The organism is Variovorax paradoxus, assembly GCF_022009635.1.
Classification (GTDB): Bacteria; Pseudomonadota; Gammaproteobacteria; order Burkholderiales; family Burkholderiaceae_C; genus Variovorax.
In genome coordinates, this window is record NZ_CP091716.1 from 988,081 (window position 1) to 1,002,873 (window position 14,793).

Annotated in this window: 14 protein-coding genes; 9 read left to right on the top strand and 5 right to left on the bottom strand. The window is 67.7% G+C overall.

Going from position 1 to position 14,793, the window contains the following annotated elements; translation table 11 throughout:
- Positions 1 to 63: 63 nt before the first annotated feature.
- Positions 64 to 801 (top strand): 5'-methylthioadenosine/adenosylhomocysteine nucleosidase, encoded by a 738-nt coding sequence (locus L3V85_RS04875; protein ID WP_237680491.1) that lies wholly within the window; start codon positions 64 to 66, stop codon positions 799 to 801.
- On the opposite strand, the gene L3V85_RS04880 is transcribed toward L3V85_RS04875, so the two are convergent.
- Entirely contained in the window at positions 794 to 1,552 is a 759-nt protein-coding gene (locus L3V85_RS04880; protein WP_237678281.1) for a YoaK family protein, read from the bottom strand. The two genes, L3V85_RS04875 and L3V85_RS04880, sit on opposite strands and share 8 nt — an antisense overlap.
- Before the next feature lie 65 nt (positions 1,553 to 1,617).
- Positions 1,618 to 2,604, bottom strand: a complete 987-nt coding sequence (corA, locus tag L3V85_RS04885) for a magnesium/cobalt transporter CorA (RefSeq protein ID WP_081270766.1) — start codon at positions 2,602 to 2,604, stop codon at positions 1,618 to 1,620.
- Positions 2,605 to 2,831: 227 nt separating this feature from the next.
- On the opposite strand from corA, the gene L3V85_RS04890 reads away from it, so the two are divergent.
- The 4 genes from L3V85_RS04890 (at position 2,832) to hprK (ending at position 7,335) form a co-directional block, all read left to right on the top strand.
- Entirely contained in the window at positions 2,832 to 4,961 is a 2,130-nt protein-coding gene (locus L3V85_RS04890; RefSeq protein ID WP_237678282.1) for an ATP-dependent helicase, read from the top strand.
- 332 nt (positions 4,962 to 5,293) lie between these two features.
- Positions 5,294 to 5,623: a ribosome hibernation-promoting factor, HPF/YfiA family gene (gene hpf, locus L3V85_RS04895; protein ID WP_237678283.1), complete on the top strand. Its 330-nt coding sequence runs from the start codon at positions 5,294 to 5,296 to the stop codon at positions 5,621 to 5,623.
- 189 nt (positions 5,624 to 5,812) lie between these two features.
- A complete protein-coding gene (locus L3V85_RS04900; RefSeq protein ID WP_237678284.1) occupies positions 5,813 to 6,280 on the top strand; it encodes a PTS sugar transporter subunit IIA in 468 nt (155 codons plus the stop codon).
- A gap of 95 nt (positions 6,281 to 6,375) precedes the next feature.
- Complete coding sequence (hprK, locus tag L3V85_RS04905; RefSeq protein WP_237678285.1) at positions 6,376 to 7,335, top strand: HPr(Ser) kinase/phosphatase; 960 nt, start codon at positions 6,376 to 6,378, stop codon at positions 7,333 to 7,335.
- 48 nt (positions 7,336 to 7,383) lie between these two features.
- On the opposite strand, the gene fur is transcribed toward hprK, so the two are convergent.
- Complete coding sequence (gene fur / locus L3V85_RS04910) at positions 7,384 to 7,803, bottom strand: ferric iron uptake transcriptional regulator (protein ID WP_237678286.1); 420 nt, start codon at positions 7,801 to 7,803, stop codon at positions 7,384 to 7,386.
- A gap of 89 nt (positions 7,804 to 7,892) precedes the next feature.
- On the opposite strand from fur, the gene L3V85_RS04915 reads away from it, so the two are divergent.
- The 4 genes from L3V85_RS04915 to L3V85_RS04930 all read left to right on the top strand — a co-directional run bounded on the left by L3V85_RS04915 (position 7,893) and on the right by L3V85_RS04930 (position 10,639).
- The gene (locus tag L3V85_RS04915) at positions 7,893 to 8,459 is read left to right on the top strand and encodes an outer membrane protein assembly factor BamE (RefSeq protein WP_237678287.1); all 567 of its coding nucleotides are present in this window, start codon (positions 7,893 to 7,895) and stop codon (positions 8,457 to 8,459) included.
- Between the two features lie 115 nt (positions 8,460 to 8,574).
- Positions 8,575 to 9,423, top strand: coding sequence for a 4-hydroxy-tetrahydrodipicolinate reductase (dapB, locus tag L3V85_RS04920; RefSeq protein WP_237678288.1), 849 nt, complete (start codon positions 8,575 to 8,577; stop codon positions 9,421 to 9,423).
- Between the two features lie 18 nt (positions 9,424 to 9,441).
- Positions 9,442 to 10,137: a MotA/TolQ/ExbB proton channel family protein gene (locus L3V85_RS04925; RefSeq protein ID WP_237678289.1), complete on the top strand. Its 696-nt coding sequence runs from the start codon at positions 9,442 to 9,444 to the stop codon at positions 10,135 to 10,137.
- A 31-nt stretch (positions 10,138 to 10,168) separates the two neighbouring features.
- The gene (locus L3V85_RS04930) at positions 10,169 to 10,639 is read left to right on the top strand and encodes an ExbD/TolR family protein (protein WP_237678290.1); all 471 of its coding nucleotides are present in this window, start codon (positions 10,169 to 10,171) and stop codon (positions 10,637 to 10,639) included.
- Positions 10,640 to 10,763: 124 nt separating this feature from the next.
- On the opposite strand, the gene L3V85_RS04935 is transcribed toward L3V85_RS04930, so the two are convergent.
- Together L3V85_RS04935 and glgA are read right to left on the bottom strand one after the other, a co-directional pair.
- Positions 10,764 to 13,247 (bottom strand): glycogen/starch/alpha-glucan phosphorylase, encoded by a 2,484-nt coding sequence (locus L3V85_RS04935; RefSeq protein WP_237678291.1) that lies wholly within the window; start codon positions 13,245 to 13,247, stop codon positions 10,764 to 10,766.
- 38 nt (positions 13,248 to 13,285) lie between these two features.
- Positions 13,286 to 14,776, bottom strand: coding sequence for a glycogen synthase GlgA (glgA, locus tag L3V85_RS04940; protein ID WP_237678292.1), 1,491 nt, complete (start codon positions 14,774 to 14,776; stop codon positions 13,286 to 13,288).
- Between the last annotated feature and the right edge of the window lie 17 nt (positions 14,777 to 14,793).

The window sequence follows — 14,793 nt, forward strand, 5'->3', positions numbered from 1 at the left end:
AGAGAGAGTTTCGTTTTGAGTTCTGTCGTGTTGCCCTCCAGGCCTATCGCCATCGTTGCGGCCATGCACGAGGAACTGAGTGCGCTGCTTGCGCAAATGCCCGACGAGCAGCGTGTGCGCGTGGCGGGGCGCGACTTCTGGGTGGGGCACCTGCACGGCCAGCCGGTGGTGGCGGTGCTGTCGCGCATCGGCAAGGTCGCGGCGGCTGTCACGGCCACGGTGCTGCTCGAGCGCTTCGGCGCGCGGGCCATCGTGTTCACCGGTGTCGCGGGCGGGCTCGCGCAGGGCGTGAACGTGGGCGACGTGGTGGTGGCGACCGAGCTGCTGCAGCACGACATGGACGCCTCGCCGCTCTTTCCGAAGCACGAGATTCCATTGATGGGCTTGTCGCGCTTTGCCGCGGACCCGGACATCGGCCATGCGCTGGCGGCCGTCGTCGCCGATGTGCTGCGCGATCCGGTGGCGCTGATCGGGCAGGAAGGCGTCGACGAGTTCGGCCTTCAGGCGCCGAAGGTGCATCGCGGCCTGCTGATCAGCGGCGACCGCTTTGTCTCGACAACCGCCGAGAGCGCCGCGCTGCAGCGCGAGTTGCCCGACGCGCTCGCGGTCGAGATGGAAGGCGCGTCGGTGGCGCAGGTGTGCCACGACTACGGCGTGCCCTTCGCCGCGATGCGCACGATTTCCGATCGCGCCGACGACGCGGCGCATGGCGACTTCGCGCGCTTCGTTGCCGTGGTCGCGAGCCGCTACAGCCTGGCGCTGGTCGGCGCGTGGCTGGCCGGGCTGCCCGCCATCAACTGACGGAAGAAGACGCGCGACGCCGCGGAATATCGCGCAGCAGCGGCGGTATCGACAGCGCGAGCAGCAGTGCCGCCAGCGGCACGACGCAGACGAAGCCCACGTACTTGAAGCCGAGCGCGCCCACCGCGCCGCCGAGCACGAACATGCCGACCAGGCCGCCCGCGCGGCGCATGCGGGCGCGGTCGTGTCGCACGGCCAACGCGGCAGGCCTGGCGCGGCCGTTCCAGTAGAGCATCTTGCCGATCTCGATGCCCATGTCGGTGATGTTGCCGGTCATGTGGGTGGTGCGGATGCTGCCGCCCGAGGTCTTCGAGGCCACCGCGTTCTGCAGGCCCATGATGAAGGACAGCAGCAGCACGGTGAGAGGCACGGCGAACGGCGTGGCCCATGTCAGCGTGATGGCGCCCATGAGCCCGAACGGAAACATCAGCGCGGCCTCGAGCACCAGGGGCAGCGCATAGACGCCGTGCATGCGGTGCTGCCGTCCCCAGTTCACGAGCATGGCGCAGACCGCTGCGCCGGTGAGGAACGCCAGGATCGCGCCCAGCGCGTTCAGCAGCAGCGTGACGTTGCCCAGCACCATGCCGTCCGCGAGCTGCGACGCGAAACCGGTCATGTGCGAGGTGTACATGTGCAGCACGAGGAACCCGCCCGCATTGACCGCGCCGGCATTGAAGGCCAGCAGCAGGCCCAGCGCGGTGTTGGTCGACGGCGCGCGGTGGCGGTTGGTGAGGAAGCGAAGTCTGCGCACTGTGGCTCTCCGGTCAGCGCCTGGCTGACAGCCACTCTAGCACCGGGGCCTGCCCCGGTGCCCGCTCACTTGAGCCAGCCGCGCCGGCGGAAGTACCACATCGGCACCAGCGCGCTGGCCGCCATCAGCACGATGGCGTAGGGGTAGCCCATGGCCCAGTCGAGTTCGGGCATGAACTTGAAGTTCATGCCGTAGATGCTGGCGATCAGCGTGGGCGGCAGCAGCGCCACGCTGGCCACCGAGAAGATCTTGATGGTCTTGTTCTGGTTGATGTTGATGAAACCGACGGTCGCATCCATCAGGAAGTTGATCTTGTCGAACAGGAAGGCCGTGTGGTTGTCCAGCGACTCGATGTCGCGCAGGATCTGGCGGGCTTCCTCGAACTGCTCGGCGTTGAGCATCTTGCTGCGCATCATGAAGCTGACCGCGCGGCGCGTGTCCATGACGTTGCGTCGGATGCGGCCGTTCAAGTCTTCCTGCCGCGCGATGGCGCCGAGCACCTCGCCGGCCAGCTCGTCGCTCACGTTGCCCGACAGCACCTTCTTGCCGGCCACTTCGAGTTCGTCGTAGATGTTCTCGAGCGTGTCGGCCGAGTATTCGGCGTCCGCGTCGAACAGCTTGAGCATCACTTCCTTGGCGTCTTCGATCAGGCCCGGCGCGCGGCGCGCGCGCATGCGCAGCAGGCGGAACACCGGCACGTCTTCGTCGTGGATCGAGAACAGCACGCCGCGGCTGCGCAGGTCGGTGTTGTGCTGGTTGAGGATGAAGGCGACGCGCACCGTGCGCGGGTTCTCGTCGTCGTCGATCAGGAAGTCGGAGCGGATGTGCAGCTCGCCGTTGTCTTCCTCGTAGAAGCGGGCGGACTCCTCGATGTCCTCGTCCATCGCGTCTTCGGGGATGGACAGGCCGTAGTACTGCTTGATCCAGCGCTTTTCTTCGAGCGTGGGCGATTCGAGGTCGACCCAGATCGGCTGGAATTTGGAAAGCTCTTCGAGCGCCTCGATCTCTTCCTGGACGAGGCGGCCGTTGGCGAGCGTAAAGATGTTGAGCATTGGGCTCACTCCCGGGGGTGACTGGACGATGGGCGAGGGAGGGGCGCTTTCAATTCCCGGGCCCGACGCGAGCGATCAGTTCAAGCCGTCAGAAAGGGAGTTGAAAGCTGCCGAGACGGGGCGGTTTCCATGGGAAGAGTCTCCGGTTGCAGCGAGGCGCGATTATGTCACCGGCCACATGGCGGCAAGGCAGCCGGACTGGACGGGCATACAGTAAAGTGGCGGCCATGCAGACCGCTGCGCTCCCCGTTTTTTCCACCGCCCCGAAGACCCAGGCCGAGCGCCTGGCGGCCGCGCTGGCATCGCTCAATGAAGCGCAGCGTGCCGCGGTGGAGCACGGGGTCGGCGCGGCTGTCGGGGCAGGCGCGCAGGCCGACCAGCGGCCGCTGCTCGTCATTGCCGGTGCCGGCTCCGGCAAGACCAGCACACTGGCGCATCGCGTGGCGCACCTGATTGCCGGCGGCGTCGATCCGCAGCGCCTGCTGCTGCTGACCTTCTCGCGCCGCGCCGCGCAGGAAATGGGGCGACGCGCCGGCCAGGTGCTGACGAAGGTGCTGGGCCTGAAATCGGAGGCGCCGCCTTCGCTGCCGTGGGCAGGCACTTTCCACGGCATCGGCGCGCGGCTGCTGCGCGAATACGCCGCGCAGATCGGGCTGGACGAGAACTTCACGATCCACGACCGCGGCGACGCCGAAGACCTGATGGGACTGGCGCGCCACGAGCTGGGCCTGTCTTCCACCGTCAACCGCTTCCCGCGCAAGGGCACCTGCCTGTCGATCTATTCGCGCTGCGTGAACACGCGCGCGCCGCTGGCCGAGGTGCTGCGGGAGTCGTTTCCGTGGTGCGGCGAATGGGAGGCCGAACTCAAGACGCTGTTCGGCGCCTACGTCGAGGCCAAGCACCGGCAGAACGTGCTCGACTACGACGATTTGCTGCTCTACTGGGCCGGCATGGTCGCCGAGCCCGAACTGGCCGCGCACGTCGGCGCGCGCTTCGATCATGTGCTGGTCGACGAATACCAGGACACCAACCTGCTGCAGGCCTCGATCCTGCTGGCGCTCAAGCCCGACGGGCGGGGCGTGACGGTGGTGGGGGACGACGCGCAGTCGATCTATTCGTTCAGGGGCGCCACGGTGCGCAACATCCTGGACTTTCCGTCGCAGTTCACGCAGGACGCGCGCGTGGTCACGCTGGAGCGCAATTACCGCTCGACCCAGCCGATCCTCGACGTGTCGAACCGCGTCATCGCGCAGGCGGCCGAGCGGCACGCCAAGACGCTGTGGACCGACAAGCCCTCGGCCGGCAAGCCGCTGCTGGTGCTCGTGCCCGACGAGGCCGGGCAGGCGCGCTGGGTGGCCGACAAGGTGCTGGCGCACCGCGAGGGCGGGCTGGCGCTGAAGTCGCAGGCGGTGCTGTTCCGTACCTCGACGCACAGCGCGGCGCTCGAACTCGAGCTGGCGCGGCGCAACATCCCGTTCGTGAAGTTCGGCGGGCTCAAGTTTCTGGAGGCCTCGCATGTGAAGGACCTGCTCGCGGTGCTGCGCTTCGCGCAGAACCCGCGCGGCCGCATGGCGGGCTTTCGCGTGACGCAGCTGATCCCGGGCATCGGACCCGTCACCGGAACGCGGCTGCTCGACGCGATGGACCAGGCCGCCGACCCGGTGGCCGCCGTGCGCGACTTCGTGCCGCCCTCCGCGGCGCGCGCGCAGTGGGCCGACTTCGCCACGGCCTACGAGGCGCTGCGCTCGCCTGCGCTCGAATGGCCGGCCGACGTGGAGGTGGCGATGGCGTGGTATCAGCCGCACCTGGAGCGCCTGTACGAAGACACCTCGGGCGTGCGGCGTGCCGATGTCGAGCAGCTCGCGCGGCTGGCCGCCGGCTACGGCTCGCGGGAACGCTTCCTTACCGAACTGACGCTCGACCCGCCCGAGGCCACCAGCGACCGCCCGGGGCCGCCGCTGCTCGACGAGGACTACCTCATTCTTTCGACCATCCATTCGGCCAAGGGGCAGGAGTGGAACTCGGTGCACGTGCTCAACGTGGTCGACGGCTGCCTGCCGGCCGACGTGGCGCAGAGCGCGCACGAACTCGAGGAAGAACGCCGCCTGCTCTACGTGGCGATGACCCGCGCGCGCGACCACCTGCATCTGCTGGTGCCGCAGCGCTTCTATGTCACGCAGCAGGCGGTGCGCGGCGACCGGCATCTGTACGCCAACCGCACGCGCTTCATCACGGATGCCGACCTCGCGGGCTTCGAGCAGCAGACCTGGCCGCCTCCGCCGGAGCGCCCGCCGGCCGTACCCCCACCGACTGCCGTGATCGACCTGCGCAACCGCATGCGCGCCGCCTGGCGCTGAGCCCGTTCACTGGCCCTTGCGGTGGCAGGGTCTCGGGGTCTTTCCTGCTGAAACACTTTTGATCGAAACGCGGCGGCGCCTGTCCCGTGCGTGGGCACTGCTATCGATTCGCTAGCGTGACGACAGAGGCACGCGATACGGCCGCCGCTTGGGGCAACCCTGGTATTGCAATACCGTGACAGCTTGGGCATAGTGAATCGACCTTCCCAGCTTTCTTCTTCTCCCCCTCAGTCTCTTTCTTCTCCCCCGATTCCCCAGACAACTGTTTCGCCGGCCAAGCTCCATTCCGGAGTGCGGTCATTTCCCCAACCGTCAATTCCAGGAGGTCATTCATGAATTTGACGATCAGCGGTCATCACCTCGACGTCACACCTGCCTTGCGCACCTACGTCACGAGCAAGCTGGACCGGATCACGCGACATTTCGACCAGGTAGTCGATGTCAAGGTGATCCTCACGGTGGAAAAGCAGAAGGAAAAGGAACGCCGCCAAAGGGCGGAATGCAACATCCACGTCAAAGGCAATGACATGTTCGCGGAGTCGAGCCACGCTGATCTCTACGCTGCGGTCGATGAACTGGTCGACAAGCTCGACCGCCAGGTGGTTCGCCACAAGGACCGGCTGCAGGACCATCATCACGCGACACCCAAGCGCCTGATGTGAACGACGAGCCCTCCGGCTCACCCACAGGCCGCCTCCGGGCGGCCTTTTGTTTTCCGACTATTGCGCTAGGGCATTGCGCGCTCCCAGAGGGCGGGCGAGGCCTCCGGACAACATGTAGACAGAAAGTAAATAGGGGGACTGGGGGTTTTTACCAAGCGGGTGCATAATCGCCCCCGCTCTGCACCCACCATGAATCGCCTCGCGTCCATCCTGCCGCCCGCTCAAGTGCTCGTGAGCGTTGACGCTACTAGCAAGAAACGTGCTTTCGAAGAAGCAGGTCTGCTGTTCGAAAGCCTTCACGGTCTGGGACGCGCCCTGATCACCGACAGCCTGTTTGCGCGCGAGCGCCTCGGCTCCACCGGTCTGGGCCACGGTGTCGCCATTCCGCATGGCCGCATCAAGGGCCTGAAGGCGCCGATGGCCGCCGTGTTCCAGCTGGCCAACCCGATCGGCTTCGACGCCCCCGACGAACAGCCTGTCGCTTTGCTGATCTTCCTGCTGGTGCCCGAAGCGGCCACGCAGAAGCACCTCGAAATCCTCTCTGAAATCGCCGAGCTGCTGAGCGACTCCAGCCTGCGCGAACAGATCAAGTCCAGCACCGACGCCGCCGCCCTGCACGGCCTCATTGCCGGCTGGCACTCCACCCAGGTCGCCTGAGCGCATGCGTCGGCACGCGCGGCTGCTGATAAGCTGCGCGGCTCTCTCCGTCACTCCAACGCAATGCTGGCGCCGCCGCGCCGGCTCCTGAACGCATGAAGCCGACCGTCATCAGCGCCGATGCCATGTTCGAGGAGTTCCGCGGGTCGCTCCGCTGGGAATGGCTCGCCGGGCTCGGGGCGTCAGAGCGCCAGTTCGACCCCGAAGTCATCAGCCGCGCGCAGTCGGCCGCCGACCTGGTCGGCTACCTCAATTACATCCATCCGTACCGCGTGCAGATCCTGGGCGCGCGCGAAGTGGCCTACCTGACGCGCGGCAGCCAGGAAGACTGCGCCCGCCGCATCGCCCGCATCGTCACGCTGGAGCCGCCGATGCTGGTGCTGGCCGACGGCCAGGCCGCGCCCGACGAACTGCTGTCGATCTGCGAGCGCGCCCAGTTGCCGCTCTTTGCCACGCGCGAATCCTCGGCCTTCGTGATCGACCTGCTGCGCGCCTATCTGTCCAAGCACTTCGCCGAGCGCACCTCGATGCACGGCGTGTTCATGGACATCCTGGGCATGGGCGTGATGATCACGGGCGAGTCGGGCCTGGGCAAGAGCGAGCTGGGCCTGGAGCTGATCTCGCGCGGCAACGGCCTCGTGGCCGACGACGCGGTCGACCTGTACCGCATCAACCAGAACACCATCGAAGGGCGCTGCCCCGACCTGCTGCTGAACCTGCTGGAAGTGCGCGGCATTGGCCTCTTGGACATCCGCGCGATCTTCGGCGAGACGGCGGTGCGCCGGAAGATGCGCCTGAAGCTCATCGTGCATCTGGTGCGGCGCGACAGCTTCGAGCGCGACTACGAGCGCATGCCCTCGGCGCCGCTCACGCAGGACGTGCTGGGCATTCCGGTGCGCAAGGTCATCATCCAGGTGGTGGCGGGGCGGAACATCGCCGTGCTGGTCGAGGCGGCGGTGCGCAACTCCATCCTGCAGCTGCGGGGCATCGACACCTATGCCGATTTCGTGGCGCGCCACCACAAGGCGATGGAAAACGCCCGCGACAGCGACTGAAAGCAAAAAAGGGGCTTGCGCCCCTTTTCTCTTTCTTCCTGTTGCCGTTCAGCGCTTCTTGACGCAATCCCCGCAAAGACCGTACAGCGACATGGCGTGATCCTGCAGGATCCAGCCCTTGTCCTTGGCGATCATCTGCTGGCGGCGCTCGATCTCGGCGTCGTAGAACTCCTCGACCTTGCCGCACGAAGTGCAGATCAGGTGGTCGTGGTGCGTGCCTTCGTTGAGTTCGTAGACGGCCTTGCCGCTTTCGAAGTGGCTGCGCTCGAGGATGCCGGCCTGCTCGAACTGGGTCAGCACCCGGTAGACAGTGGCCAGGCCGATGTCCGAATGCTCGTTGAGAAGCACGCGAAACACGTCTTCAGCGGTCATGTGCCGCTGGGTGCCGGTCTGGAAGATCTCTAGGATCTTCAAGCGTGGCAAGGTGGCCTTGAGGCCGGTATTCTTGAGTTCGTCGATGTTGGCCATGTTGATTCCTGCGCCCTGGGCTGCGGCAAAGGCCCTGAAAAGGGCAGCCGCTACAATGGCCGATCATATCGCTACCCCCTCCTCCTCCCATGCCTGCCATTCTCCAACGCCGTCCCTGGCTGCTGGTCGCCGCCATTGCCGCGACGCTCGGCCTCGGTGCCTGCAGCGGTTTCAGCGAGCGCACGCGTGTCGCCCTGACGGCCGTCACTCCTTACAAAGTCGAAGTGGTGCAGGGCAATTTCGTCTCGAAGGAACAGGTCGCGGCGCTCAAGCCCGGCATGTCGCGCCAGCAGGTGCGTGAAATCCTCGGCACCTCGCTGCTGAGCGACGTCTTCCACAACAACCGCTGGGATTACGTCTTCACCATCCGCCGCCAGGGCGTGGAACCGCAGGAACGCCACTTGACCGTGTTCTTCAACGGCGAACTCATGGACCGCTTCGAAGGCGACGAGATGCCGAGCGAGCAGGATTTCGTCGCCACGCTGGATACCCGCAAGAAATCCAGCAAGGTGCCCACGCTCGAGGCGTCGGAGGACGACCTGAAGAAATTCGCCCCCTCCAAGGACGAGAAAAAGGCCGACAGCGCCACCTCGTCGCCGTCGGCCAGCCTGCCGCCGCTGCCGGCCGCGTACCCTCCGCTCGAAGCCGCGCGCTGAGCGCGCTTCGGCAACGAGCCGAAGCAAAAGAAAACAGCGGGCGGCGCCCGCCGAGTCAGGCGGCGTCCGTCCCGAGTCCATGCATGCCATTGGCCATTTCGAAGACTGAATCCGCGTGACCGAATCCATTTCCACTTCTTCTTCCAGCAATTCCGCCTCCGCGCCGCGCCGCGTCGCCATCGCCGGGGCATCGGGCCGCATGGGCCACATGCTCATCGAGGCCGTGCGCAACGCGCCCGACCTGCGCCTGGCCGGTGCCCTCGACATCGCGGGCAGCCCGGCGCTCGGCACCGATGCCGGCGCCTTCCTGGGCTTCAATAGCGGCGTGTCCATCGTGTCGGACCTGCGCGCGGGCCTGAAGGACGCGCAGGTGCTCATCGACTTCACCCGCCCCGAAGGCACGCTCGCGCACCTCGCGGTGTGCCGCGAGCTGGGCGTGCAGGCCGTCATCGGCACCACCGGCTTCAGCGACGCGCAGAAGGCCGAGATCGCCGAGATCGCCAAGGACATCGCCATCATGATGGCGCCCAACATGAGCGTGGGCGTCAATGTCACGCTCAAGCTGCTCGAGATGGCCGCCAAGGCCATGTCGACCGGCTACGACATCGAGATCATCGAGGCGCACCACCGCCACAAGGTCGACGCGCCCTCGGGCACCGCGCTCAAGATGGGCGAAGTCATCGCCCAAGCGCTGGGCCGCGACCTCAAGAACTGCGCCGTGTACGCCCGCGAAGGCATCACCGGCGAGCGCGACCCGTCCACCATCGGCTTCTCGGCCATCCGCGGCGGCGACATCGTGGGCGACCACACCGTGCTGTTCGCGGGCACCGGCGAGCGCATCGAAATCACCCACAAGTCGTCGAGCCGCGTCACCTACGCCCAGGGCAGCCTGCGCGCGGTGCGCTTCCTGGCCGAACAGCGCTCTGGCCTGTTCGACATGTACGACGTGCTGGGCCTGCGCTAAAAAACCAAAGGACCGCCGATGAGCGTGCTCGAACTGCTGACCCATGGCGACGGCGTCAGCCGTTCGGTGGCCGCGCTGCTGCTGGCGATGTCGATCGCGAGCTGGGTCGTGATCCTCTGGAAGGCCTGGCTGCTGCGCGGCGGCACGCGCGACGTGCTGCGCAGCATCGCCGCCTTCTGGCAGTCGGCCACGCTGGCCGACGCCGAGGAGAAGCTCCGGGCCTTCGACCGCGCGGCGCTGGTGCTGCCGGCCGTGTCGGCCATCCGCGGCGTGGCCGCCGGCGCCCCCGAGGGCACGCTGGGCGCCGCGGTCGACCGCAACCAGCGCCTGACCCGCGTCCTGCGCGACGCGCTGCACGGCGCGCTGCGCCGTCTGCAGGCCGGCCAGATCCTGCTCGCGACCGTGGGCGCCACCGCGCCTTTCGTGGGGCTGCTGGGCACGGTCTGGGGCATCTACCGGGCGCTGTCGGGCATCGCGGGGCAAACGGGCGGCTTCACCATCGACAAGGTGGCGGGGCCAGTCGGCGAGGCGCTGGTCATGACGGCCTTCGGCCTGGCCGTGGCCATTCCGGCCGTGCTGGCCTACAACGTGTTCGGCCGCGTCATCGGCCGCGTCGAAGCCGAGCTCGAGGGCTTCGCTCACGACCTGCTGGGCAGTTTCGGCGAGCCGCCGAAGCCCGCCGCGCCGCCACCCGCGCGGCCGATGCCGGTCTGACCTGCAAACAACCCAAGCACGAGGCACCACCATGGCCTTCGGTCGCACATCCCTGGGCAGCAGCGCCGCCGGCGGAGGCCGCGCAATGGGCGGGGGCGCGCAGCGCCCGCTGTCCGACATCAACGTGACGCCGCTGGTCGACGTGATGCTGGTGCTGCTGGTGATCTTCATCATCACCGCGCCGCTGATGGCCAGCTCGATCAAGCTCGACCTGCCGCAGACCGACGCGGGCCAGCCCAACGACACGCCCAAGTTCGTGAGCGTGTCCGTCGACGCCTCCGGCAAGGTCTTCTTCAACGACCAGGCTGTGACCGACGAGGAACTGGCGGACCGCTTCCAGAAGGCCGCGGCCGACAGCAAGGACACCGAGGTGCAGCTGCGCGCCGATCAGACCGTGCCCTACGGCAAGGTGGTGGTGCTGATGGGCATCGCGAACAAGGCCGGGTTGAGCCGCATCGGGTTCGTGACCGATGCGGAGCCGGCGCAGCAGAAGCCGCGCTGACTTGTCTTGCTCCTTCCCCCGCTGGGGGAAGGCTGGGATGGGGGCGGGCAGGGCGCCTCCATTGAGCGCTGCCTGCCCCCACCCCGACCCTCCCCCGGGAGGGGAGGGAGAAATGCAAGGGCGCTCAGCCTAGAACTACAGGCTTCGTATGCCAGATCTCATGCGCGTACTGCGCAATCGTGCGGTCCGATGAAAACGCGCCCATGCCCGCCACGTTCAGAACAGCCATCCGCGTCCACGCATCCGAGTCGCGATACAGCGCATCCACCTCGGCCTGCTTCGCCACGTAGCTCGCGTAGTCCGCCAGCAGCAGGTAGTGGTCGCCCCAGTTCACCAGCGCGTCGTAGATGCCCTGGTAGCGCGCCGGCTCGCCCGGCGAGAACGCGCCGTCTCGGATCGCGTCGAGCACGCGCTTGAGTTCGGCGTCGCCTTCGTAGATGTCGCGCGGCTGGTAGCCGCGCGCGCGGATGTCGGCCACCTCGGGCGCGGTGTTGCCGAAGATGAAGATGTTCTCCGGCCCCACGTTCTCGCGCATTTCCACGTTGGCGCCGTCCAGCGTGCCGATGGTCAGCGCGCCGTTCAGCGCGAACTTCATGTTGCCGGTGCCCGAGGCCTCCGTGCCCGCGGTGGAGATCTGCTCCGACAGGTCGGCCGCCGGCATGATGATCTCGGCCAGGCTCACGCTGTAGTTCGGCAGGAACACCACCTTCAGCAGCTTGCCCACGCGCGCGTCGGCGTTGACGATGCTGGCCACGTCGTTGATGAGCCGGATCACCAGCTTGGCCATCACATAGGCCGAAGCCGCCTTGCCGGCGAACACGACCACGCGCGGCACGATGTCCACGGCGCCGCCCGCCGCCTGCGCGTCGAGGATGCGGTGATAGCGCGCCACCACGTGCAGCACGTTGAGCAACTGCCGCTTGTACTCGTGGATGCGCTTGACCTGCACGTCGAACATCGCGTCGGTGTCCAGGTCGATCTTCAGGTGCTGCTCGACCCAGTTGGCCAGCCGCAGCTTGTTCTCGCGCTTGGCATGGCGGAAGGCGCGCACGAAGGCCGGCTGCACGGCCATCGGCTTCAGGGCCTCCAGCTGCGACAGGTCGCGCCGCCAGCCCTTGCCGATGCGCTGGTCCAGCAGCGCCGCCAGCGGCGGGTTGGCCTGCGCCAGCCAGCGGCGCGGCGTGACGCCGTTGGTCTTGTTGTTGAAGCGCTCGGGAAAAAGCTTCGCGAAGTCCGAGAAGATCGACTGCTTCATCAGCTCCGAGTGCAGCCCCGACACCCCGTTGACCGAGTGGCTCGCCAGCACCGCCACGTAGGCCATGCGCACGCGCCGTTCGCCGGCCTCGTCGACCAGCGACAGCCTGCGCATCAGCTCCACGTCGTTGCCCAGCTTCTGCGTCACGGTGGCCAGGAAGCGCGCGTTGATGTCGTAGATGATCTGCAGGTGGCGCGGCAGGATGCGCCCCAGCATCTCGACCGGCCAGGTCTCCAGCGCCTCGTGCATCAGCGTGTGGTTGGTGTAGCTGAACACCTTCTGCGTGTGCGCCCAGGCCTCGTCCCACGGCATGCCGTGCTGGTCCAGCAGCAGGCGCATGAGCTCTGGCACGGCGAGCACCGGATGGGTGTCGTTCAGGTGGATGCTGACCTTCTCGGAGAGCTGGTCGAAGGTCTTGTGGTTGCGCAGGTAGCGGCGCAGCAGGTCCTGCACGCTGGCGCTGCAGAAGAAGTACTCCTGATGCAGCCGCAGTTCGCGCCCGGAGGGCGTGGAGTCGTCGGGGTAGAGCACGCGCGAGACGTTCTCCGACTGGTTCTTGCTCTCCACCGCGCCCATGTAGTTGCCGCGGTTGAAGGCCGAGAGGTCGATCTCCTCGGTGGCACGCGCCGACCACAGCCGCAGCGTGTTGGTGGCCTGCGTGCCGTAGCCCGGGATGATGGTGTCGTAGGCCACGGCCAGCACGTCGTGCGTGTCGACCCAGTCGACCGCGCCGGGCGGCACGTTGGCGCCTTCGCGCTTTTGCACGTGGCCGCCGAAGCGCACGCGGTAGTTCACCTCGGGCCGCTGGAACTCCCACGGGTTGCCGCGCGTGAGCCAGTAGTCGGGCGTCTCCACCTGCTGGCCGTCGACGATGCGCTGGCGGAACATGCCGTATTCGTAGCGGATGCCGTAGCCCATGCCCGGCACGCCGAGGGTGGCCATCGAATCGAGAAAGCAGGCCGCGAGCCGGCCCAGGCCGCCGTTGCCCAGGGCCGCGTCGGGCTCGCGCTCGGCCAGCGCGTCCATGTCGACGCCGAAGTCGGCCAGCGCCTCGCGCACGGTGTCGTACAGGTCCACGGCCAGCAGCGCGTTGGTGAAGGTGCGCCCGATGAGGAACTCCATCGACAGGTAGTAGACGCGCTTGAGGTCCTGCGCGTAGTTGGCGCGCGTGGTCATCATCCAGCGCTCGACCAGCTGGTCGCGCACCGCCTGCGAGGTGGCGTTGAGCCAGTCGTCCTGGCTGGCGGCGACCGGGTCCTTGCCGACCGCGTAGATCAGCTTGTTGGCCACCGCGCGCTTGAAGGCCGCGACGTCGCGGTCGGGGTGGTCGTAGGCGAAGTCCTTGATCGTCATGGCTTGTTTCCGTGAAAGTTTGAAGGGCGTCGCGGCGGTCAGGCCGCGGCGGCGGCAAGGGCCTGCCGGTAGACGTCGATGTAGCGGGCGGCGGCGGTGGCCCAGTCGGCGGGGCGGCGCATGGCATTGCCGCGCACTCGCCGCCAGTCGGGCGCGCGCTGGTAGAGCGCGAAGGCGCGGCGCACGGCGCGCTGGTAGTCGGCCACCTCGAAGCGATCGAACACGAAGCCGGTGGCCTCGCCGCCGGCCAGGTCCTCGAGCGTGCTGTCGACCACCGTGTCGGCCAGTCCGCCGACGCGGCGCACCAGCGGCAGGCTGCCGTACTTCAGGCCGTACATCTGCGTGAGGCCGCAAGGCTCGAAGAGCGAAGGCACCAGCGTCACGTCGCCGGCGCCGAAGAGCTGGTGCGCGAGCGTCTCGTCGTAGCCGATGGTCACGCTGACCGATTGCGGCGCGGCCGCGGCGCGCTGCCTGAAGGCGTCTTCGAGCCAGCCCTCGCCGCTGCCCAGCAGCGCGAGCTGGCCGCCCTGCGCGAGCAGCGCATCGAGGCCGTCGAGCACCAACCCCAGGCCCTTCTGCTCGGTGAGACGGCTCACCAGGATGAACAGCGGCGTGTCCGGCCGCTCGGCCAGCCCCAGCTGGTGCTGCAGCACCGACTTGCAGCGCGCCTTGCCGGCCATGTGGCGGCCTTCGGGCGTGTGATAGCCCTGCACCAGCGCCGGGTCGGTCGCCGGGTTCCAGACTTGGTCGTCCACCGCGTTCAGGATGCCGCTGAGCACGCCGCTGCGCTGGCGCAGCAGGCCGTCGAGCCCGCAGCCCTGCTCAGGCGTCTGGATCTCCAGCGCGTAGGTCGGGCTCACGGTGGTGAGCCGGTCGGCGTAGCACAGGCCGCCCTTCATGAACGAGACCTGGCCGTGGTACTCCACGCCGTTCATCTGGAACGCGGGACCGGGCAGGCCGAGTTCCGCGAAGTTCCAAGGCGCGAAGAGGCCCTGGTAGGCCAGGTTGTGCACGGTGAACACGCTGCCCACGCGCGACGCGCCCGGCTGGCCGGCTTCGCGCGCGAAATGCAGGTAGGCCGGCGCGAGCGCGGCATGCCAGTCGTGCGCATGCACCACCTCGGGCTGCCAGGATGGATCGAGCCCCTGCGCGAGCCGCGCCGCCGCCCAGCCCAGCAGCGCGAAGCGCCGGTGGTTGTCGCCGTAGGGCTGGCGCGAATTGTCTTCATACGGGTTGCCGGGCCGGTCGTAGAGCGCCGGCGCATCGATCACATAGGCCGGAATGCCCGGCGTGCCATCGACCGCCACATGCCCCAGCCGCAGCGCGAAGCGCTCGCCCCAGGGCGCGTCGAACTCGGCCACGGGCGCGAGTTCGCGCACGCCCCGGGTGATCGCCGGAAAGCCCGGCAGCAGCACGCGCGCGTCCTGGCCCTCGGCCATGAGCGCCAGGGGGAGGGCGCCGGCGATGTCCGCCAGTCCGCCCGTCTTCAGCAGGGGAAAGAGTTCGGCGCTGACTTGCAGGATTCGCATCGTGGCTATCTGTATCT

Excerpts from the sequence above, each read along its gene's own strand:
- L3V85_RS04875 (WP_237680491.1), top strand. The coding sequence starts at position 64 with ATGCACGAGGAACTGAGTGCGCTGCTTGCGCAAATGCCCGACGAGCAG.
- corA (WP_081270766.1), bottom strand. The coding sequence starts at position 2,604 with ATGCTCAACATCTTTACGCTCGCCAACGGCCGCCTCGTCCAGGAAGAG.
- L3V85_RS04890 (WP_237678282.1), top strand. The coding sequence starts at position 2,832 with ATGCAGACCGCTGCGCTCCCCGTTTTTTCCACCGCCCCGAAGACCCAG.
- hpf (WP_237678283.1), top strand. The coding sequence starts at position 5,294 with ATGAATTTGACGATCAGCGGTCATCACCTCGACGTCACACCTGCCTTG.
- L3V85_RS04900 (WP_237678284.1), top strand. The coding sequence starts at position 5,813 with ATGAATCGCCTCGCGTCCATCCTGCCGCCCGCTCAAGTGCTCGTGAGC.
- hprK (WP_237678285.1), top strand. The coding sequence starts at position 6,376 with ATGAAGCCGACCGTCATCAGCGCCGATGCCATGTTCGAGGAGTTCCGC.
- fur (WP_237678286.1), bottom strand. The coding sequence starts at position 7,803 with ATGGCCAACATCGACGAACTCAAGAATACCGGCCTCAAGGCCACCTTG.
- L3V85_RS04915 (WP_237678287.1), top strand. The coding sequence starts at position 7,893 with ATGCCTGCCATTCTCCAACGCCGTCCCTGGCTGCTGGTCGCCGCCATT.
- L3V85_RS04925 (WP_237678289.1), top strand. The coding sequence starts at position 9,442 with ATGAGCGTGCTCGAACTGCTGACCCATGGCGACGGCGTCAGCCGTTCG.
- L3V85_RS04930 (WP_237678290.1), top strand. The coding sequence starts at position 10,169 with ATGGCCTTCGGTCGCACATCCCTGGGCAGCAGCGCCGCCGGCGGAGGC.
- L3V85_RS04935 (WP_237678291.1), bottom strand. The coding sequence starts at position 13,247 with ATGACGATCAAGGACTTCGCCTACGACCACCCCGACCGCGACGTCGCG.
- glgA (WP_237678292.1), bottom strand. The coding sequence starts at position 14,776 with ATGCGAATCCTGCAAGTCAGCGCCGAACTCTTTCCCCTGCTGAAGACG.